The 18,731-nt window shown below is 66.9% G+C and carries 17 protein-coding genes and 1 pseudogene; 10 read left to right on the forward strand and 8 right to left on the reverse strand.

Annotated elements, in window-relative coordinates; translation table 11 throughout:
- Positions 1 to 121: pseudogene (locus tag KA419_19990) on the forward strand (nitronate monooxygenase).
- Positions 122 to 148: 27 nt separating this feature from the next.
- Here KA419_19990 and KA419_19995 read toward each other — a convergent pair.
- Positions 149 to 811, reverse strand: a complete 663-nt coding sequence (locus tag KA419_19995; protein MBP7868217.1) for an RDD family protein — start codon at positions 809 to 811, stop codon at positions 149 to 151.
- A 156-nt stretch (positions 812 to 967) separates the two neighbouring features.
- Here KA419_19995 and KA419_20000 point away from each other — a divergent pair, with 156 nt between their 5' ends.
- The 3 genes from KA419_20000 to KA419_20010 all read left to right on the forward strand — a co-directional run bounded on the left by KA419_20000 (position 968) and on the right by KA419_20010 (position 4,924).
- The gene (locus KA419_20000; GenBank protein ID MBP7868218.1) at positions 968 to 2,335 is read left to right on the forward strand and encodes a hypothetical protein; all 1,368 of its coding nucleotides are present in this window, start codon (positions 968 to 970) and stop codon (positions 2,333 to 2,335) included.
- A gap of 845 nt (positions 2,336 to 3,180) precedes the next feature.
- A complete protein-coding gene (amrA, locus tag KA419_20005; protein ID MBP7868219.1) occupies positions 3,181 to 3,873 on the forward strand; it encodes an AmmeMemoRadiSam system protein A in 693 nt (230 codons plus the stop codon).
- The gene (locus KA419_20010; GenBank protein MBP7868220.1) at positions 3,863 to 4,924 is read left to right on the forward strand and encodes a DUF362 domain-containing protein; all 1,062 of its coding nucleotides are present in this window, start codon (positions 3,863 to 3,865) and stop codon (positions 4,922 to 4,924) included. The genes amrA and KA419_20010 overlap by 11 nt, the downstream gene beginning before the upstream one ends.
- Positions 4,925 to 5,530: 606 nt before the next feature.
- Here KA419_20010 and KA419_20015 read toward each other — a convergent pair.
- Complete coding sequence (locus KA419_20015; protein MBP7868221.1) at positions 5,531 to 6,046, reverse strand: hypothetical protein; 516 nt, start codon at positions 6,044 to 6,046, stop codon at positions 5,531 to 5,533.
- A 264-nt stretch (positions 6,047 to 6,310) separates the two neighbouring features.
- On the opposite strand from KA419_20015, the gene mazG reads away from it, so the two are divergent.
- The 4 genes from mazG to KA419_20035 all read left to right on the forward strand — a co-directional run bounded on the left by mazG (position 6,311) and on the right by KA419_20035 (position 10,331).
- Positions 6,311 to 7,063 carry a nucleoside triphosphate pyrophosphohydrolase gene (gene mazG, locus KA419_20020; GenBank protein MBP7868222.1) on the forward strand — a complete coding sequence of 251 codons (753 nt, stop codon included), beginning with the start codon at positions 6,311 to 6,313 and terminating at the stop codon, positions 7,061 to 7,063.
- Complete coding sequence (locus tag KA419_20025; protein MBP7868223.1) at positions 7,051 to 7,308, forward strand: hypothetical protein; 258 nt, start codon at positions 7,051 to 7,053, stop codon at positions 7,306 to 7,308. The genes mazG and KA419_20025 overlap by 13 nt, the downstream gene beginning before the upstream one ends.
- 4 nt (positions 7,309 to 7,312) lie before the next feature.
- Positions 7,313 to 8,791, forward strand: coding sequence for a B12-binding domain-containing radical SAM protein (locus KA419_20030; protein MBP7868224.1), 1,479 nt, complete (start codon positions 7,313 to 7,315; stop codon positions 8,789 to 8,791).
- A gap of 181 nt (positions 8,792 to 8,972) precedes the next feature.
- Positions 8,973 to 10,331 (forward strand): sigma-54-dependent Fis family transcriptional regulator, encoded by a 1,359-nt coding sequence (locus KA419_20035; protein MBP7868225.1) that lies wholly within the window; start codon positions 8,973 to 8,975, stop codon positions 10,329 to 10,331.
- A gap of 29 nt (positions 10,332 to 10,360) precedes the next feature.
- Here the strand turns inward: KA419_20035 and KA419_20040 are convergent, their stop codons facing one another.
- The 6 genes from KA419_20040 to KA419_20065 form a co-directional block, all read right to left on the reverse strand.
- Positions 10,361 to 10,999: a hypothetical protein gene (locus KA419_20040; GenBank protein ID MBP7868226.1), complete on the reverse strand. Its 639-nt coding sequence runs from the start codon at positions 10,997 to 10,999 to the stop codon at positions 10,361 to 10,363.
- A gap of 91 nt (positions 11,000 to 11,090) precedes the next feature.
- Positions 11,091 to 12,200: a response regulator gene (locus KA419_20045; GenBank protein MBP7868227.1), complete on the reverse strand. Its 1,110-nt coding sequence runs from the start codon at positions 12,198 to 12,200 to the stop codon at positions 11,091 to 11,093.
- Positions 12,201 to 12,875 carry a Crp/Fnr family transcriptional regulator gene (locus tag KA419_20050; protein ID MBP7868228.1) on the reverse strand — a complete coding sequence of 225 codons (675 nt, stop codon included), beginning with the start codon at positions 12,873 to 12,875 and terminating at the stop codon, positions 12,201 to 12,203.
- 52 nt (positions 12,876 to 12,927) lie between these two features.
- Positions 12,928 to 14,580, reverse strand: a complete 1,653-nt coding sequence (locus KA419_20055; GenBank protein MBP7868229.1) for a 4Fe-4S binding protein — start codon at positions 14,578 to 14,580, stop codon at positions 12,928 to 12,930.
- A gap of 1 nt (position 14,581) precedes the next feature.
- A complete protein-coding gene (locus KA419_20060) occupies positions 14,582 to 15,541 on the reverse strand; it encodes a DUF362 domain-containing protein (protein MBP7868230.1) in 960 nt (319 codons plus the stop codon).
- A gap of 164 nt (positions 15,542 to 15,705) precedes the next feature.
- Positions 15,706 to 16,551, reverse strand: coding sequence for a hypothetical protein (locus KA419_20065; GenBank protein ID MBP7868231.1), 846 nt, complete (start codon positions 16,549 to 16,551; stop codon positions 15,706 to 15,708).
- Between the two features lie 151 nt (positions 16,552 to 16,702).
- Here KA419_20065 and KA419_20070 point away from each other — a divergent pair, with 151 nt between their 5' ends.
- Both KA419_20070 and KA419_20075 read left to right on the forward strand, forming a co-directional pair.
- On the forward strand, positions 16,703 to 17,677 hold the full coding sequence (locus tag KA419_20070; protein ID MBP7868232.1) for a hypothetical protein: 975 nt from the start codon (positions 16,703 to 16,705) through the stop codon (positions 17,675 to 17,677).
- Positions 17,678 to 17,782: 105 nt separating this feature from the next.
- On the forward strand, positions 17,783 to 18,538 hold the full coding sequence (locus KA419_20075) for a hypothetical protein (protein MBP7868233.1): 756 nt from the start codon (positions 17,783 to 17,785) through the stop codon (positions 18,536 to 18,538).
- Positions 18,539 to 18,731 lie beyond the last annotated feature (193 nt).

The raw sequence follows: 18,731 nt of genomic DNA on the forward strand, positions 1-18,731 counted from the left end.
CGTCTATGCCGCGGGCATTGAAGAAGGCGGCCATCCCTTGAATGACGACGTAACCACGATGGTTCTGACGCCCCGCATGGTCGAATCGGTAAAGATTCCTGTCGTCACGGTTGGCGGGATGCCCACCGGCCGGCGGATGGCGCCGGCATTACGCCTGGGCCGGGGGGGGGTAGGAGGCGGGCGGGAACTGGACATTGGAGGCGCGCTCGGTGGGGAATTCCCTCGGGCGGACGGGGATCGCGATGTGCTCACCGGTGCGCAGCTTCCGGACCACCAGGGTGCCGGCGATCTTGTCGTGGAGAGCGGCGTGATCGCGGGTGAAGAACGCCATGAAGTAGCCGATCATGGCCAGGGCGCCGCTGAGGGGTTTCCCGATGAGTTCCCGGAGAAGAAGTCGCCCGGCGGAGGCCGGCTCGAAATCCCTGCGCACCACCCGGAGGTCCAGCAGTTTCTTGCCGATGGTCTGACCCGAGAGGAGGAGCACCGACAGGTCGATGAAGCCGAAGACGCCGAGGAGGCCCCCCGACACGGCGTACGGGACCAGGAAGTCGGGGTTGAGCAACAGGTTCTGGACGCCCTGCAGGTCCGTGATCCCCAACACGAGGCCCTTGAGTTTCTCGTTGGTGAACACCAGGGCGGCGAGAGTGATGATTGCCGGAAGGAAGCAGAAGATCCCGTCAAGGACCAGGGCGAAGAAGCGCCCGAAGACCCCTGCGACGGGGGGCGTGGCGCCCACGGGGACCGGTCTCCCGCAGGACTTGCACCCGGACGTGCCACTCGGGAAAACGCTCAGGCAATAGGGGCAGATCATGAATTCCTCCCGCCTGTTATCACGACAATCAAGGGTATTATAAAGCACAGTCGATGGTTTCGACAAAGGTTTTTCTCTTTAACGGCTTCGCGGCTATAATGGACACGTGGGCGGAATTCGCCGGCTGGCCGTGAAGCGCGAGTGGAGGAAGGGGCGATGGCCGTGCGGTTCGACGATTTCGGGGCGCTGGAGCGCTTCCTCCTCTCCCGGGGGGACGAGGTGAAGGACGCCGTCTACGACCTCAGCGTCCCCAGACGGCTCCTCGGCGGTTTTCTCCCCCCCGCCTTCACCCCCGCGGTGATCGTCGCCGGGACCAACGGGAAAGGGTCGGTCTGCTGGTGGCTGGCCCGGGCACTCCAGGCCGCGGGTTACCGTGTCGGGCTCTTCACGTCCCCTCACCTCCTGGACCTGACGGAACGGGTCCGCCTCGACGGCGCCCCCGTTGCACGGGAGCGGATGGCGGAGGCGGCCAACCGGGTGCAGGCCCGGGTCGAATCTCTCCCTGGCGGGTTGCCCCGCCCCCCGACGTTCTTCGAGTGGGTCACGGCCATCGCGGCGGAGTGCTTTCGGGAACTTCGCCCGGACGTCCACGTCCTGGAGGTCGGGATGGGCGGCCGGCTGGACGCGGTGAATGCCGCCGAGCCCATCCTCTCCGTGATCACCGGAGTGGGCTACGACCATTGCCAGGTCCTGGGAAACGACCTCGCGTCCATCGCCCGGGAGAAGATGGGGGTGCTCCGGCCGTCGGTCCCCGCGGTCCTGGGGCCCGACGACGCCTGGGCCCGCGGGCTGGAGGACGAACTGAAGCGGAAAGCCCTGCGGGTGATCCGGTCACGGGACGTTTACCGGGAGCGTTTTGAAGACCCCGGCGCGGAGGCCCCCGCCCTGGGCCTGGCCGGGGACTTCCAGCGGCTGAACGCCGCCACGGTGATGGCGTCGGCCCGGGAGTTGGCCCGGATGGGGTGGGCCCTGTCGGAAACCCACGTGGTCACGGCCCTCGAGGACGGGGGGTGGCCCGGCCGGATGGAGCGCGTCCGGGAAACCCCGCCCGTCTTCGTCGACGGGGCGCACAATCCCCAGGCCATGGAGGCCGTCACCCGGGAGTTTCCACGGGACGGGACACGCCCGGTGGCGGTTTTCGGCTGCATGAAGGACAAGGACTATCCCCGGATGCTCGCCCTGCTCCTGCCCCGGGTGGAGGCGCTCATCCTCACCCGGCCGACGTCCCCGCGGAGCGCCGGTAAGCCGGATTTCCTCGGCGTCCCGGGCGTCCGGGAGGGGATGGCCGCTTCGGCGGGCGCCGGGTGTGAAACGTCCGGGGACGGGCCCGGAAAACCCCCGTTCGTGCAGTTCGCCCCGGACCCCGAGGACGCCCTGAAGACCGCGGTTCGCATCGCGGGGCGGGACCGGCCCGTCTTCGTCCTGGGTTCGCTTTACCTCGCGGCCGACGTGAAGCGGTGCATCGACCGGGTCCTGCCGCCCCCGGCGGGAGGACCCCCAATGTCCGAGGGAGGTGTGACATGATCCGAAGACTGGTCCCGGCGCTTTTTGCGGCGCTTGTCGGCGCCGGCGCGGCCTGCGCCGTTTCGCCTCCCGTGCGCAAGCCGGCGGTGGCCGGCCTCTGGTACGAGGCCTCGCCCGTCGCCCTCAAAGCTCAGGTCGACAGGCTCCTGGCGGAGACGAAGGGCAAATGCCCGATGAACCCGGCGGAACCCCCGCTGGCCCTGGTGGTCCCCCACGCCGGGTACGTCTATTCCGGCCCCACCGCGGCAGCGGCGTTCAACACGCTGCGCGGGGGGGGCTGGACGCGGGTGATCCTCCTGGGGCCCTCCCACCGCGCCATGTTCAAGGGCGCCGCGATCCCCGACGTCTCGGCTTTCGAGACCCCTCTGGGAACGGTGCCGCTGGACCGGGCCGCCTGTGACGCGCTGAAGGCCAGGTCGCCTTTTTCGGTCCGGACCGACGCCCACGAGAAAGAGCACTGCCTCGAGTGCCAGCTGCCCTTCCTCCAGGTGCTGCTGCCGAAGGCGAGCATCGTCCCCGTCCTCGTGGGCGCCGCGGGGCCGCCGGAGCAGCAGGCGATCGCCTCCGCCATCCTGCCCCTCATGGACAAAAAGACCCTCCTGGTGGTCTCCAGCGACTTCACGCACTACGGCGACAACTACGGCTTCGTCCCCTTCCGGGACAACGTCCGGGAGAACCTGAAGAAGTGGAACCTGGCGTGCGCCCAGGCCATCACCTCCCTGAACCGGGCCCGTTTCGAGCGCCACCTGATCGACACCCGGGACACCATCTGCGGCGCCGCCCCCATCCTCGTGGCGATGCGGGTGCTGTCGGAGATGGCGAAGCGGGAGAACGTCAAGGGGATGATGGCGGACTACACCACCTCCGGGGAGAAAACCGGGGACTGGAGCTTTTCCGTGAGCTACCTCTCCCTGGTCTTCGTGGACCCCCCGGCCGCCCCCGCCCCCCCGGCGGCAGCGAAACCGGCCGTCCCTCCCGGCGGCCTCCTGACGGCCGACGAGCAGGCGACCCTGCTCAAACTGGCGCGGAAAACCCTGCGGGCCTACCTGGCCGGCGGGAAGGTGCCGCCGGACATCACCGCGGGCCTGGACATCACCCCCACGCTGAAGAAATCCCTGGGGGCCTTCGTCACCCTCAAGAAACACGGCGAACTGCGGGGCTGCATCGGGTACATGATGGCCGTGAAGCCGCTGCACGAGGCGGTGACGGAGATGGCGGTGAACGCCGCCACCCGGGACCCCCGCTTCCCGCCCGTCACCGAGCGGGAGCTGCGCGACCTCAAGATCGAGATTTCTGTCCTGTCGCCGCTCTCGCCGTGCCCGGACTACCGGGCGGTGAAGATCGGCGTCCACGGGCTGGTCCTCAAGAAGGGGGCCAACCAGGGACTGTTCCTGCCCCAGGTCCCCGTGGAGTGGAAGTGGAACCTGACCCAGTACCTCGAGCAGCTCTGCCACAAGGCCGGGCTCCCCCCGAACGCGTACCGGGAGCCGGGGGCCCTGCTGTTCACCTTCACCGCCGAGGTTTTCCATGAAAAGTGACCGCCGCGATTTTCTCCGGGCCCTGGCCCTGGGCGCGGGTGTCGGCCCCGTCTTCCTGAAGCGCCACGCGTTCGTGGGGACGAACGCCTACGGCGACAAGGTCCTGCCCGGCGCCGCCGCCACACGGGTGGTCGTTGCCCGGGACCCCGGGTACACGCCGGAAACGGGCCTCCCGGACGCGTGCCTCGACGCCGGCCTGAAGGCGCTGATGGAGGCGGATTCCCCCGCCGAGGCCTGGAAAAAGCTCTTTCGGCCCGACGACGTGGTGGGGATCAAGGTGAACGCCCTGGGGGGGCGGAACCTCTCGCCCTCCTGGCGGCTGATCCAGGCGGTGGTGAAGGGCCTTGTCTCGGCCGGCGTGGCGGAGAACCGGATCATTGTCTGGGACCGCACCTCCCGGGAACTCCGCCGCGCGGGGTACCCCCTCGCCGACGGGGACACGGGGGTCCGGGTCCGGGGTACCGACGCGCTGGAGCACCAGTACGAGGACGAGACGGTCACCTCCGGCGCCGTCTCCACCAACCTGGCCTGCATGCTGACCCGTCACTGCACGGCCATGGTCAACGTGGGCGTCCTCAAGCATCACGACCTGTCGGGGGTCTCGGTCTTTCTCAAGAACTACTACGGGGTGATCTCGAACCCCTTCCGCTACCACGCCGACCACTGCAGCCCCTTCATCCCCCAGGTCTACAGCGTGCCCATCATCCGGGAGAAGACGCGGCTCCATCTCGCCGACGCCCCCGTCGGGCAGTACGGCGCCGGCCCCGCCTACAACGCCGCGTTCACCTGGCCCTTCGGGGGGGTGATCCTGGCCCGGGACCCCGTGGCCGGCGACCGGGTGGGGGCCGACCTCATCGAACGGGTGCGCGCCGAGAAAGGGGAGAAGCCGCTCAAGGACGCGGGGCAGCCGCCCGTCTACATCGACGAGGCCGGGCGGATGGGCCTGGGAGAGTCCGACCTCGCGAAAATCCGGGTCATCCCCCTGGCCCTGAACGCACCGAAAATTGATGAGCCCGCAAAAAGTCGCGAAAGGGGGATTTCCCGCGAATAACACGAATATACGCGAATTTATCACACGAATAATCTCTGTTGATTATTGATTCCAGATTCGCGTTCATTCGCGTGATTCGCGGGCAAAACAGGACTTATTGCGGGGTCGTCAAAATTGAACCGTAAACAAGTCCTGCGTTTGAGGAGGTGGGGTGCTGGTACGCCAAGGCCGTGGGGTCCCACTACGACGTTTACCGGAGGTTCCAGGGCGCTGACGGCACGTGGGCCCCCGAGGAGTCGGTTGCTGCCGGGCCGGGTTACCAGACCCAGCCTCACGCCGCCCTTGACCCGACGGATCCATCCTTCTCGCCTGGGCGCACTCCACCGGCCCCGGGGGGACTGCCTGCGACATCTACTTCCAGCGCTTCCCGGGCCCGCCCGTCCTCGGAGACCTCGACGGCGACGGGCGGGTCTCCGCAGTTGACCTCGTCGTGCTTCTGCTTGCCGCGTCGGGTTGAAACCCGGAAAACGGGGGGGGCGCGAAGCGCTGCGGCAAACCGGGACCGTTCCGAAGGTTGTCGGTCACCGTTTTCGGTTCCGCGCCCTCCCGCGTTCTCCGTGGTGGAGCCGGGCGTCTGCCCCAGGCGGGAAAGACCCGCCCGGGTGATTACATTTTCGTCGCGAGGTCGATGAGGGCGGCCAGTTTGAGGCCGAGCAGGTCGGCGACGTCCTTGTCCACCTTCTCCTGGTTGTAGTAGGCGATGATCATGCCGAGGGTGTTGTCCTTCTGGAAGACGTGTTTCCCGCGGTTCTGGCCCATGTAGCCGTTGCAGTCGCCGAAGAGGACGACGTCCTTGGCCTTGAGGGCGAGGTACTTCGCGTTGAGTTCCTTCATCTTCGGCTCGTACTTGAGGATGAGCGCCTCGAGCTTGGGTTTGATCACCGCCGGTTCCGGCTTGTCCTTGCCGATCTCGGCCGCTTCGGCGACGGCCGCGTCGTACATGGCGAGGATTTCCTTCGCCAGCAGGACCCCCTCGGACTCGGCGCCCGGGGCGGCGGGCTGATCCGCCTGGGTGGCGGGTGCGCCGGTGGCCGGGGGAGCGGTCTCCCCGGTTTTCCCGCAGCCGCAGAGGGCCAGGATCGCCACGGCCGTCAGCACGAACAGATTGGTTCTCACCGTCATGAAATCCTCCTGCGCGAGTGTTTTGATGTTTCAGCGGGCCCGGGGCCCGGTGTTCGGTCCCGGATCGTGTCCGCCTGAGAAAATATCGGTCGTCGGGCGGAATGTCAAGCCGGAATCCGCAACGGGATCGACCCGGGATCGTCCGACGACCGTCTTTGCCGGCGGGGGAGAAATTGTGTTGTCCGACCGGGTGAAAAATGCTAAGATGGCGCGCTAATCAAGAGGGGGTGGCTGGTGACGGACCTCGACAAGCTTCTCACCCTGATGGCCAGGCTCCGGGAGCCCGGCGGGTGCCCCTGGGACCGTGAGCAGACCCGCGAGACGCTGAAGCCCATGCTGGTGGAGGAGAGCTACGAGGTCCTGCACGCGCTCGACGCCAGCGACTCCCGGGAACTCCGGGAGGAACTGGGCGACCTTCTCCTGCAGATCGTTTTCCATGCCCGGATCGCCGAGGAGAACGGCGAGTTCGACATGCAGGGCGTCATCGACGGTATCCACGACAAGATCATCCACCGGCACCCCCACGTCTTCGGCGACGTGAAGGTGTCGGGGAGCGACGAGGTCCTGGTGAACTGGGACCGGATCAAGAAGGAAGAGAAGGCGAGGAAGGGCAGCAAGCGTGCCTCCATCCTGGACGGCATCCCCCCGAAAATGCCTGCTCTGCACGAGGCGCACCAGATCGGGGCCCGGGCGGCCCGGGCCGGGTTCGACTGGGAGGACGCGGGCGGGGTCATCCGCAAGATCCGCGAGGAACTGGACGAACTCGAGCGGTCGCTGTCCGCGGAAAACCCCGCCGCGGTGAGGGAGGAGATCGGGGACCTCCTCTTCGCCGTGGTCAACCTCTGCCGTTTTCTTTCCCTGGACCCTGAAACCGCCCTGAAGACGACGAATCAAAAGTTCAGACAGCGGTTCGGGTTCGTGGAGAAGAAGGTTCGCGAGGCCGGAAAGACCGTCGAGGACTGCGACCTCGACGAACTGGAACGATACTGGCAGGAATCGAAGCAATGGCCAAACTGAACGTCATGCAGCACCCCGTCTACAGCGCCGTTCACATCTGCAACGGGTGCGGGAAGCTGAAACTCGTCACCAAGTGGGTCAAGTTCGATCCCTCGTACCTCGGCCCCGACACCTACGTCGTTCCCACCCATTGCCCCGACTGCTTCCGAAACATCATCAACATGATGGAAGACAAGAAGCGCAAGCGCAGCGAACTCCGCCTCGAGCGCAAGATCGGCAACAAGATCCGCAAGAAGCTCTCCTGACCCCATGAAAGTCCTGTTGCTCGCCCCCCCCTTCTACCGCCTCATCGGGCTGTACAACCGGTATTTCCCTTACGGACTGCTGGCCGTGGCCACGGCGGTCCGGCGTGCGGGGCATTCGCTGCTGGTCCACGACGCCGACTTCAACGACCGGCCCACCTCCGCCGACTTCTACGGCATGGCGGACCGCTACCCCGAGTACCTGGCGGCGCTCCGGCCCGGGGCGCACCCCGCCTGGCCGGAACTGGACCGGGTGGTGCGGGGGTACGCGCCCGACGTGGTGGGGATCCAGGCCTACACCGACTTTTTCGCCTCGACCCTTCGGACGGCCGAGATCTGCCGCGCGGCGGCCCCCGGCGCCCGGATCGTCCTGGGCGGGCCCCACGTGCGCGCCCGGCGGGACGAGGTGTTCGAACTCTGCCCGGAGGCGGACTTCCTGGTGCGCGGGGAAGGGGAAGTCACCTTCCTGGAACTGCTGTCCGGCCTGGAAAAGGGGGACCCTTCGCCGGATACCGTGGAGGGGCTCTCCTGGCGCGACGGGAACGCCTGGCGGCACAACCCGGACCGCCTCCCGACCCCCGAGTGCCTCGACGCCGACGGCCCCGACCGGTCGCTGCTCTCGCGGCACGCCGAGTACACCTCCGAGGACATGGGCCTGGTGATGACCAGCCGGGGGTGCCCTTACAACTGCGGCTTCTGCGCCACCGAGACCCGGACGGTGCGCAACCGGCCGCTGGAGGACGTGGTGCGCGAGATCCGCGCCGTCCGCGACCGGTACGGCACCGTGCAGTTCGCGCTCAAGGACGACTCCTTCGCCGTCAACAAAAAGCGCGTGGCCGAGTTCTGCGGCCTGCTGCGGTCGGCGAAGCTGAAAGTCAACTGGGAGTGCAACACCCGGGTGAACGTGGTGGATGCGGAACTGCTCCACCTCATGCGCCGGGCGGGGTGCAACTTCGTCAAGGTGGGGATCGAGAGCGGGTCCGACCGCGTCCTGGAATCCATGAACAAGCGGATCACCGTGGCGGGGATCCTGGAGGCGGCCCGGACGCTGGGCCGGTCCGGGATCCACTGGACCGGGTACTTCATGATGGGCCTCCCCGGCGAGACGCGGGACGACGTGATGGCGACCCTGGAGGTCCTCCGGCAGACCCGGCCCCACGTGGGCGTGCTGGGGGTCTACCAGCCCTACCCCGGGACCGCCCTCTTCGAGGAGGGGATCCGGCGCGGCCTGGTCAAACCCTCCATGACCCGCGGGGACTTCTTCGACACGCTGCCTTGCCACTACTACAAGAAAGACCCCGCGATACAGACCGACACCCTGGGGCCGGAGGAGTTCCGGGAGTTGGAAGCCCGGGTCAAGCGGACCTTCCACCGGCACAACAAGAACCTCCTGCGCGCCGCCCGGATGGGCGCCGCCCGTGCCCGTCTGTACCTGCGCGAACCCGGGACGCTCCTGTCGGACCTGAAGAAATTCGCCAAATATTGACCCCCCCGGCCCGGGAGGCCCGGCTTCGCCCCTGGGCCGGCTCCGGCCGGGGCGGGGGCGGCGCCGCGGCCGGAGCCCGCCCGGGAAGAACCGGGGCACCGACGTGAAACCGCCGGCCGGACGCGGAAGGGTTGCGCCGCCCCCCGTGTTTTGTTATAGTCCGTCGGTCGAGGAGAAGACGATGGCCAAGGAGCGCATTCTGGTGGTGGACGACGAGCCGGGGGTCCGGTCCTCGTTGTCGGGCATCCTCAAGGACGAAGGGTACCGGGTCGACACGGCCGCCTCGGGGGAGGAGTGCCTGCAGAAGTGCCGGTCCGTGCTGTACGATGTCCTTTTCCTGGACGTCTGGCTCCCGGGGCTCGACGGGCTCGAGACCCTCGCCCGTCTCCACGAGACGCCCTTCGCCGGCGTGGTGATCATCATCTCGGGGCACGGGAACATCGAGATGGCGGTGAAGGCCATCAAGCTCGGGGCCTACGATTTCTGCGAGAAGCCCCTCTCCCTGGACAAGGTCCTGGTGGTGGTCCAGAACGCGCTGCGCTGGCGGGAGCTGGAGGACGAGAACCGCCAGCTCCGGAACTTCCGGAAGTACGACCTGATCGGCCGGTCCGTCCCGGTGCTCGCCCTGAGGAAGCAGGTGGACCTCGTCGCCCCGACCAACGGCCGGATCCTGATCTACGGCGAGAACGGCACCGGGAAGGAGCTTCTGGCCCGCCTGGTCCACGCCAAGAGCCTTCGGCGGAACAAGAAGTTCGTCGAGATCAACTGTGCGGCCATCCCCGACGACCTCATCGAGAGCGAGCTGTTCGGGCACCGCAAGGGCGCCTTCACGGGGGCCGGGGAGGACCGCAAGGGCCGCTTCGAGGAGGCGCACGAGGGAACGCTGTTCCTGGACGAGGTGGGGGACATGAGCCTGAAGGTCCAGGCGAAACTCCTGCGGGTCCTCGAGGAGGAGAAGATCGAGCCTCTGGGCGGCGGCGGGCCCATCGAACTGGACGTGCGGGTCATCGCCGCCACCAACCACATCCTCCCGGAACTCATCGAGCAGGGACGCTTCCGGGAGGACCTCTTCTACCGGCTCAACGTCATCCCCATGCACGTACTTCCCCTGAGGGAGCGCTCCGAGGACATCCCCGTGCTCGCCCGGTATTTCCTGGAGGAGTTTTCCCGGATGTACGGGCGGCCCGCCAAGCCCGTCTCGCCCGAAGCCCTGGACATCCTGGCCCGCTACCCCTGGCCCGGGAACGTGCGGGAGCTGAAGAATTGCATGGAACGCCTGGTGATCGTGCACCGGGCCGCGGAAATCTCCCCCTACGACCTCCCCGACGACCTTCTCGCGAAGGTTCGCGACCTGGCCCCGCTCCCCGAGACGGGCTCACTCCTGGAAGCCCGGGAGGCTTTCGAGCGGCGCTTCATCCTCGAGGCCATCCGGCGCAGCCGGGGGAACATGGTCCAGGCGGCGCGCGACCTGGGGATCGATCGCAGCAGCCTATACAAAAAGATCAAAAATTTGGGGATACACAACCACGACGGCGGATAGGAAAAACGCGGGCGAAGTGCCCGCGTTCTTCATTCCTGGAAGGCGTATTTCTTCTTCTTCGGCGGGGGTTGGCCTTGGGACGTCCCCGACGGCGGGGGCGGGTTCATCCCGCCGCTCCGGTACTGCTGTTCGAGCTGGTAGAAGCGTTTCCCGCCCAAGGCGCCCCGGTAGACGTCGAGAGGGGAGACCCGGTAGTGGCGGGAGAGCATGTGGGCGTTCGCGAGGTAGACGAGGTCGGCGTCCTGGAACTGGACCGCGGACCACCGGTCGCGAGGATAGCCCAGGTAGCTGTAACGGCCGCCGAAGGCGGCCTCGTTGTAGCCGTCGACCTGCAGGTAGTAGGCGTCGGGGCCCAGCCGGTAGTGGCGGGACACGTCCATCCAGGAGTGGTGGCCGAGGCGGTAGCGGGCCACGTCCCGCGGGTGGCAGTGCGCCCGGTTGGCGATGAAGAAGAGCAGGGGCAGCTCGTCCTCGAGGATGCCCATCTCGCGCATGGCGATCACGTCGTTGTCCGCGAAGCCGTAGGAGTTGCCGACCAGGCTGAAATAGGCCTGGTACTCGCTCCAGGCGTTGAGCTGGTACTTTCCGCCGATCTGGGCGGGCGCGACGGCCCAGGACAGCGCGACGGCCAGCAGGGCGAGCGTCCAGCGGCAGGTGTTTCTGTTCATGGTTCCCTCCGGATGAACCGTTTTCGGGTCTGCAAGGACCGGGCCAGCGTGAGCGATGTGCGTCGGGGGCGGCAGGATTCACGCCGCGTCGTCACTGGCCCCCGGCGGGAGGGTTGGCGATCAGGCCCTCCAGTGGCTCCGCGCCGAGCTGCAGGTCGGGGAAGATCTTCCCCAGCACGGGGCGGAGGTACTCGATCCCGTTGAAGCTCTCGTGGACGAAGACGAGGAAGGCCGAGACGACCTCGTTGTCGAACTGGGTCCCGGCGCAGCGACGGATCTCGTTCACGGCCACCGACACGGGGCGGGCCGTCCGGTACGGCCGGTCGGAGGTCATGGCGTCGAAGGAGTCGGCCACGGCCAGGACCCGCGCCCCGATGGGGATCTGCTCCCCCCGCAGCCCGTCCGGCCGGCCGGTGCCGTCCCACCGCTCGTGGTGGTGCTTGACGTACCCGACAATCTCGCTGTCCCGGAAGATGGGGTAGAGGATCTTGGCGCTCAGGGTCGAGTGGAGGTAGATGTGGGAGTACTCGTCCGAGGTGAGCATGTCGGGCTTGGTCAGGATGCTCTCCTTGACCCCGATCTTGCCGATGTCGTGCAGGAGCCCCGCGAGGTAGATCTTCTGGATCTTGTCGGAGGGCATGTCCATCCGCTTGGCGATCTCCAGGGCGTAACGGGTCACCCGGCGGGAGTGGCCCTCGGTGTACTTGTCCTTGGCTTCGAGGGCGGAGACGAGGGACTTGATGGCGTCGATGTAGAGGTTCTCGATCTCCCGCGCCCTCGCCTTGAGCTTCTCCTCCAGGGACTGGCGGTACTCCCGGTTTTTCAGCACGAGGTTCCGCTTCTCCAGGGCCCGCTCGCAGGAGATGCAGACCTCGTCCAGGTTGAAGGGCTTGGTGATGTAGTCGCTGGCCCCCAGTTTGAGGGTTTCCACCGCGATGTTGATGTCGTTGACGGCCGTGATCATGATGACCGCCATGTCCGGCTGGGAGCGGCGAACCTCCTTGAGCAGCTCGAGGCCGCTCATCCCGGGCATGCGGATGTCGGTGATCATGAGGTCGTAGCAGGCGCCGCTCTGGATGCTCTCGAGGGCCACCACGCCGTTGGAGACGGTGACGCAGTTGTACCCTTCCTCGGTGAGCCGCCAGCTCAGGATCTCCCGGACGCTCGGCTCGTCTTCGACGATCAGGACCATGTATTGCATTTACATCTCCCTCCAGAACGGGTGGTCCAGAAGGATGAACCGGTGGTGATCCATGAAGAGGTATTTCTGACGCTGGAACCGGGATATCGCTCGGCTGACCGTTTCCCTGGAAACTCCCACCATTTCCGAGATCTCCTGGTGCGTGATCTTCAGGTTGATCAGGATGCCCTCGGGCCTGCTGACACCGTCCGACTTGGCGAAGTTCAGTAGCAACTGCTTGATGCGCATCCCTGCCTCATTATACTTTAAAACCTGGATCGTTTTCCAAGATTCTCGCAGGCGACCGCACAAAATTTGCAACAAGGCCAGGATCACCCGGGGGTTCTTCATGAGGACCGTGTCGAAGTGGTGCTTGGAGATGCTGATGATGCGGCAGTCCTCCTTGGCCACGACGGTGGCGGGGGTCGTCTTCCCGTCGATCATCGACATCTCCCCGAAGGTGTCCCCCGCGTGGTGGATGGCCAGGATGTTCTCGCGACCGTCCGGGGAGGTCTGGATGACCTTCAGTTCGCCGAACTTCACCACGTAGGCGAAGCGGCCGGCATCCTCCTCCACGAAGATCACCTGGTTCTTCTTGTACTCCCGCTCCTGGAAAACGTGACGCATCATCTCCAGTTCCTCGGCGGTGAGGTTCCGGAAGAGGGGGATGCGCTGGAGAAAACCGCTGGCAACCATGTCTGTACTCCCTCCGTTTCACCGGGGCGGCGCCGGGCGCCCCGATCGCGTTCTAGTGGGTGATCCGGTTGTAACGGGACCGGGATTCACCCACGCAGGTCACCACGATGGCCGAGGAGTCGGCCACGGGGCACTTGTGTTCGCAGAGACCGCACCCGATACAATTTCGCGGGTCGACCACCGGCTTGAGGACCTTGACCCGGGTCCCTTCAGGGGTGAGGGCCTCGTCCTCCACCGCCTTGATGGCCTTGCGGCCGCCGGGTGAGGGGCAGACTTCCTCGCAGACCAGGCACGGCGTCCCCAGGGCCCAGGGCAGGCAGCGGTTCCGGTCCACGTGGGCCAACCCGATCCGGACCGGCTCCCGGTGAGGGGGAAGCCCGAGCTTCTTCTCGACGGTGATCCGCTGGATGGCCTGGGTGGGGCAAACCTGCCCGCAGAGGGTGCACCGGTCGTCACAGTAGCCGATCTTCGGCACCAGGACCGGCGTCCAGAGCCCCCCGATGCCCGCCTGCCAGGAAGCCGGCTGCAGCGCGTTGGTGGGACAGGCCTTCATACAGGCCCCGCACTTGATGCAGACGGCCTGGAACGACTTCTCCTCCAGTGCCCCCGGGGGCCGGATCAACCGGTCGGTGAGCTTGTAGGAGCGGTCCTGTTTTTCCAGGAGGTGGGCCCCCGCGGCGCTGAGGGGAGCGAGGATGAAACCCCCGGCGAGCCCTCCCAGCACCAGGCGCCGGTCGAGGTCCGGCAGGGGTTTCCGGTCTGCCGGCGCCGTCTCCGGCCGTCCGAAACGGAAGGCCAGGGCCCCCTCGGGGCAGCTGTCGGTGCAGTTCCCGCAGAGGTGGCACTCGCTGGGGACCCACGCCTCGCCGGGGAGGGGTTGGTCTCCCCCCTGGCAGTGGCGAACGCACCGCATGCAGCGGGTGCACTTCTCCGGGGACTTGTGCAGGCGGAGCGGGGCCTTCCGGGAGAAAAGGCCCAGAAGCGCGCCCAGGGGGCAGAGGTGGCGGCACCACCATCGCGTCTCGCGGCGGTTGAGGAGCAGCGCGCCGGCGAAGAGCAGGCCGATGGGGAGGACCTGGAGGAAGAAACGCGCCTGGAAGGGGATCAGCCGGCCGCGGAGCAGGTCGTTCAGGAAATCGCCGACGCCGCTGAGGCCGATGCCGTCCAGGCCGGCGATGAGCAGGTCCGCCCCGTGCCCGAGGACCGGGTGCACCACCACGGCGAGGGACCGGTTCAGGAAAGAGAAGGGGTCGGCCCAGCCGACCAGGTTGAACCCCAGCAGCGTGGCCGCCAGGAGGGCGAAGAGGAAGACGAACTTGATGTTCCGCGACGGGCGCCACTTCCACCGCCCCGTCCGGACCGACCGTGCCGCAGACGTCCGGCCCGCGGAAACCAGGTGGTGAAGCGTGCCGAACGGGCAGACCCACCCGCAGAAGGCCCGGTTGAACACCAGCGCGGACAGCAGCACCGGAAGGGCCAGCCACCACAGCAGCGGCAGCACTTTCTCCGACAGGATGACGGACAGGGTCAGCAGCGGGTCGAGCCGGAAGAAGAGGGTGACGGAGTCCCAGGAGTGGACCGCGTCGGCCGAGGCGTCCTGGATCCCGTATTCCGCCCGGAAGAACAGGTAGACGAAGGCGGCCAGGAAGAGGGCCTGGCTGAGGCGGCGGACGTAAACCCAACGGAAGCTTCTGGATTCCGGCATGTCAGGCGCCCAGGGAGATGTCCTTCCGCCTCGCGGCGGGCGGAGCGATGAGGCCCAGTCCCCGGGACTGCCCCTCGGTGAGGAATCCCAGGGTGGCGGGGTCGATGCCGAAGAGGGTGCAGCCGAAGGCGTCCACGGCCACGGGGTCGACCCCGACGGCCAGGGCCCGGGTCAGGGAGACGTCGTCCAGTGAACCGCCCTGGGGGCCGTTCCGGAGCAGGATCCGGTAGGCGTCCAGGACCGTGAGGGTCGGCTTGAGGAAGGCGGAAAGGTCGGCGAGCGCCACGTGGATGTCCTGGTGGAGGGCGTCGCGCTTGCCCCCGATGGCCCCCATCAGGTTCTTCATCCCCAGGCTGAGGCCTGAGGTGCCGTGCTGCTTGGCGACGGGAATGTTGATGACCCGGTCGGCCTCGAGGACCTCCCGGTAGACGGGCCATTTCCCCAGCCACTTCCCCTTGACGTCGCAGTCGATGAACTTCCGTTCCTCGGTGTACTCCAGTTCCACGCCGAGCCCCTGGACGGCGTCGCCGATCCCGCTCCTGGTAAAACAGTGCCGGGGCTCGTTGAGGCAGTTGTCGTAGACGATCACCCGCTTCGCCCCGGCCTCGAGGGCGGCCCGGGCCAGTGCGCGGACCACGTCGGGGTTGGTGTTGGCCGCCTGCTCCGGGACCCGGTTGAACCCGATGTTGGGCTTGAGCAGGACGGTCTCGCCGGGCTTGACGAAGGATTTCATCCCGCCGAGGGCGGCGAGGGCCGCCGTCACCAGGGCCTCCGGCTCGCCCCCGCGGACGGTGACGAGGTCGAAGGGGAGAGGGCTTTGAGGGCGCTTGTTCGCCGCCGCCCGGGGCGGTGCATCCTTGCCCCGGCCGCAGCCGTGCAGGAGCAGCCAGGCGCCGGCGGCGGGCATGGCGAGCTTCCGGAAGAAATCCCTCCGCGTCCAGGACGATGAATTGTGCTCCATGTCACACCTCACAGGGCATTGTACTGAAAATTCCCCGAAAATGATCCGTTTTTTTCGCCGGCAGGGGTTTCTCTTTTTCGGCGTCCAGGACCCGGGCGAGCACTAACCGTGCCGGCGTGTTTCGGCCGGGCCCTGGCGGATCGGCGGGAGGCCTTCGCGGGCTTTCAGGGGATCGAACCGGCAGGGGGGGGCGCCAGGCGCTGCCCGGCGAGGGCGACGACGCGGTTCGCGAAGTCCTCGACGGCCCGGTCCGCACCGGGGTCGAGCGGGGTGGCGCCGGGGAGGTCCTTGCGGCCCGCGTCGGCCCGGAGGTACTGGGCGTAGGTGGTGCAACTGCAGGCGGCGTCCAGGAAAAAGGCGACCCCGAGGGGTGTCCGGAGCCGGAAGAGGGCCTGGTCGGCAATCCAGACGGCAAAGGGACAGATCTCCATGACGAAGGGGGTCGGTTCCCCGGCCCGGGCCTGCCGGTCGAGGCATTCGGCCCAGAGGGACGACATCAGGAGTTCGTCCGTCATGACCACCTGACGGACGACGAGGTTTTCCCACGTGCCGGCAAGGGTGCGCCGGACCACGCCGACCCGGCACGGGATGGCGCCGCCGCACACGGGGCCTCCCCCGGCGGGAGCGATCACGCACGCCGTGTTGAAGCGCCGCTGCACGCCGGCGCGGGTGGAAGCGGTCCCGCAGGCGCACGCCGCTGGCTTCTGGCAGTAAGCCTGCATCCAGAGGAGTTCGGGTTTCGACGCCCGCCGCCCGGCCTGCCAGTCCGAGACGGACCGGTCGATCCGGGCGAGGAGAGCGTCGGGGCCAGGGACCCCGAAGCACGCGCCGGGGAAGGGGGCCGTCGTGACCGCTGTTTTCCGGAGCCGCGCATTTCCCCGGGCGGTCCCGGGGTGGCGAAGGAACGGCCCGAGGAGGCGGGCGACGACCCCCGGCCGCCGGACGAGGTGAAAGGGGAACCGGAGGCGGTAGAGAACGCGTCGAAAAAAGGTGGGGCGGAAGTGAAACATCCGGCGGCTCCCGTCTTCTATAAAGGGGGAAGATATCACAGGCGGGGCCGGAATCCACGCCTTTCGGCCCTGAAAAAAGATTTTGAAAGCCCGCAAGAAAAAGGATAGAATGGCGTCGTTCGTAATGAAATCGAAGACTCTGGAGGAGTATATGAAAAGAGTGTTGATGGTTCTGGCGGTTGTCGTTGTCCTTGCCGCGTTCCAGGCGTTTCTCCTGGCCGGCAAACCGGTCATCGCGGTGAAGACGTTCGAGAACCCCCCCAACTATGCCAATTCCACCATCGGGAACGGCCTGACGGACCTCTTCACCACCGAGCTGGCGAAGACGGGAAAGTACAAGATCATCGAGCGCGCCCAGGCGGACACCCTCACTGACGAGGTGGACTTCGGCAAGTCGGGCTACGTCGAGCAGAAGACCGCCGTACGCAAGGGACACATCAAGGGCGTGGAGTACTACTTCATGGCCAAGGTCACCAACTTCGGCGCCAAGCAGCAGAACGTGGGCGGCGGCGGCTACGGCGGCGGGATCTTCGGCGGCCTCGGCTACAAGAAGGACGAGGCCTACGTCCGCATCGACTACCGCATCGTGGACGCCACCAGCGCCGAGGTGATTTACGCCGACTACGGCGAAGGGACTTATTCCAAGAAAGGGATCAGCATGAGCGGCGGCAACTGGGCCGGCGGCGGCACTTTCAACTTCGGGTCCAGCGAGTTCCTGGAGAGCATGGTGGGCAAGGCCACCATGCAGGCCCTCAACAACGTCATCCTCAAGATGGACCATGGTTTCATCGCCAAGCACGAGTCCCGTGCGGAGGAACTGAAGGCCGAGGAAGCCGAGGCGATGAGGGATCAGCTTGAGGCCATGAAGAAGGAGCCCGGCAATGTCCTGGCGAAGGTGTCCGACGAGATGGTGATCGTGGACATGGGCTCCGCCAAGGGCTTCAAGCCCGGCGACCAGTTGGCGGTCATCGTCAGCGTGGACACCAAGAACTCCGCGGGCCAGGTGGTCTTTTCCGAGGAGAAGGAAGTGGGCACCATCGAGCTGTTCGACGTGCAGCCCGACCGTTCCAAGGCCAAGCTCATCAGCGGACGGGTCGCGGAAGGCAACATCGTGAAGATGAAGTAGCCCGGCCCGAAGGTGTTTTCGAAAAGCCGCCCCGCGGGGCGGCTTTTTTTTGGGGTTCACCCGGGAAAGGCTTGAAGGGAACCGAAGCCGCAAAGGAGTGCGCGAGTGAGTGAACAGGCGGAGCAGGTCGGAGGGAGGGCGGCTGGCGAGAGGAAGCCGGTTGCGGGGCGGAAGGCCCGGCGCCTCTTTTTCTCCCTGATGATCGGATCCGTCGTCCTCAGCGGGCTGCTGGGGATCGGCGCCCTCGTGATCGGGCGTTTCGACGACATCCAGGCGCGGGTCCTGCTGACGTCCCTGGCGATTACCGCCGGGTGCATCGGCATCCTCGCCGGGGTCGTGGCCGTTGAGCGCGGGTGGGCGGCTTTCGGAAAGGCCGCCGCGGGGCAGGCCCTCGCGGCGACGGCCGGGCTGGTCTTCGCCGTTTGGGCCGGTGAGAAATCCGAGACGCTCTGGCAGGTCGTCGCCACCCTCTGGGCCTTCTCGGCGGCGAGCGGCCTGGTCTGCCTGACGGTTTTCGTGCGGCCGGCCCCGCGCTACCGGTGGGCCCTCGGGGTCTACCGGGCGAATTGCTTTACCCTGGCGGCCCTGGTGAGCGCCATGGCCTGGTCCAGGGCGTTCCAGACGGAGGAGGTGGGCCGGGCGCTGGGCGTGCTGTCCATCGTGGCCGCGGCGCTCACCATCCTCCTGTGCATCCTCCACCGCCTGAACGCGGAGGCGGCCCGGCCGACGGGCGCGCCCCCGGGAGCGCCGGTGCGCCTGCTCTGCCCCGCCTGCGGCCACGAGGTCGTTCACCCCCTGGGAACGATACAATGCCCTGACTGCGGTTGCCACTTCGAGTTCCGGGTCCTTTCGAAACACTGAACCCGAAAAGAGACCGGAAAAGGACCTCTTGCAAAGCACGCAAGGCTTCCGGAGAATACAGGCCGCCTCCGGACTTCCCACGTAATGTCAAGCACTAAATTGTCGGGTGGTACCCGACGATTTATCTGCCTGGATGTTCTTTCCATTCATTCGGTTGATGTCGAAGAGGGTTCGGTTCTGTAACATCACAGAA

The organism is Acidobacteriota bacterium, from assembly GCA_018001935.1.
In the GTDB taxonomy this organism is placed as follows: domain Bacteria; phylum Acidobacteriota; class JAAYUB01; order JAAYUB01; family JAAYUB01; genus JAGNHB01.

Bases quoted from the DNA above. Each gene is read 5' to 3' on its own strand.
- KA419_19995 (MBP7868217.1), bottom strand. From the start codon at position 811: ATGATCTGCCCCTATTGCCTGAGCGTTTTCCCGAGTGGCACGTCCGGG.
- KA419_20000 (MBP7868218.1), top strand. From the start codon at position 968: ATGGCCGTGCGGTTCGACGATTTCGGGGCGCTGGAGCGCTTCCTCCTC.
- amrA (MBP7868219.1), top strand. From the start codon at position 3,181: ATGGCGGACTACACCACCTCCGGGGAGAAAACCGGGGACTGGAGCTTT.
- KA419_20010 (MBP7868220.1), top strand. From the start codon at position 3,863: ATGAAAAGTGACCGCCGCGATTTTCTCCGGGCCCTGGCCCTGGGCGCG.
- KA419_20015 (MBP7868221.1), bottom strand. From the start codon at position 6,046: ATGACGGTGAGAACCAATCTGTTCGTGCTGACGGCCGTGGCGATCCTG.
- mazG (MBP7868222.1), top strand. From the start codon at position 6,311: ATGGCCAGGCTCCGGGAGCCCGGCGGGTGCCCCTGGGACCGTGAGCAG.
- KA419_20025 (MBP7868223.1), top strand. From the start codon at position 7,051: ATGGCCAAACTGAACGTCATGCAGCACCCCGTCTACAGCGCCGTTCAC.
- KA419_20030 (MBP7868224.1), top strand. From the start codon at position 7,313: ATGAAAGTCCTGTTGCTCGCCCCCCCCTTCTACCGCCTCATCGGGCTG.
- KA419_20035 (MBP7868225.1), top strand. From the start codon at position 8,973: ATGGCCAAGGAGCGCATTCTGGTGGTGGACGACGAGCCGGGGGTCCGG.
- KA419_20040 (MBP7868226.1), bottom strand. From the start codon at position 10,999: ATGAACAGAAACACCTGCCGCTGGACGCTCGCCCTGCTGGCCGTCGCG.
- KA419_20045 (MBP7868227.1), bottom strand. From the start codon at position 12,200: ATGCAATACATGGTCCTGATCGTCGAAGACGAGCCGAGCGTCCGGGAG.
- KA419_20050 (MBP7868228.1), bottom strand. From the start codon at position 12,875: ATGGTTGCCAGCGGTTTTCTCCAGCGCATCCCCCTCTTCCGGAACCTC.
- KA419_20055 (MBP7868229.1), bottom strand. From the start codon at position 14,580: ATGCCGGAATCCAGAAGCTTCCGTTGGGTTTACGTCCGCCGCCTCAGC.
- KA419_20060 (MBP7868230.1), bottom strand. From the start codon at position 15,541: ATGGAGCACAATTCATCGTCCTGGACGCGGAGGGATTTCTTCCGGAAG.
- KA419_20065 (MBP7868231.1), bottom strand. From the start codon at position 16,551: ATGTTTCACTTCCGCCCCACCTTTTTTCGACGCGTTCTCTACCGCCTC.
- KA419_20070 (MBP7868232.1), top strand. From the start codon at position 16,703: ATGAAAAGAGTGTTGATGGTTCTGGCGGTTGTCGTTGTCCTTGCCGCG.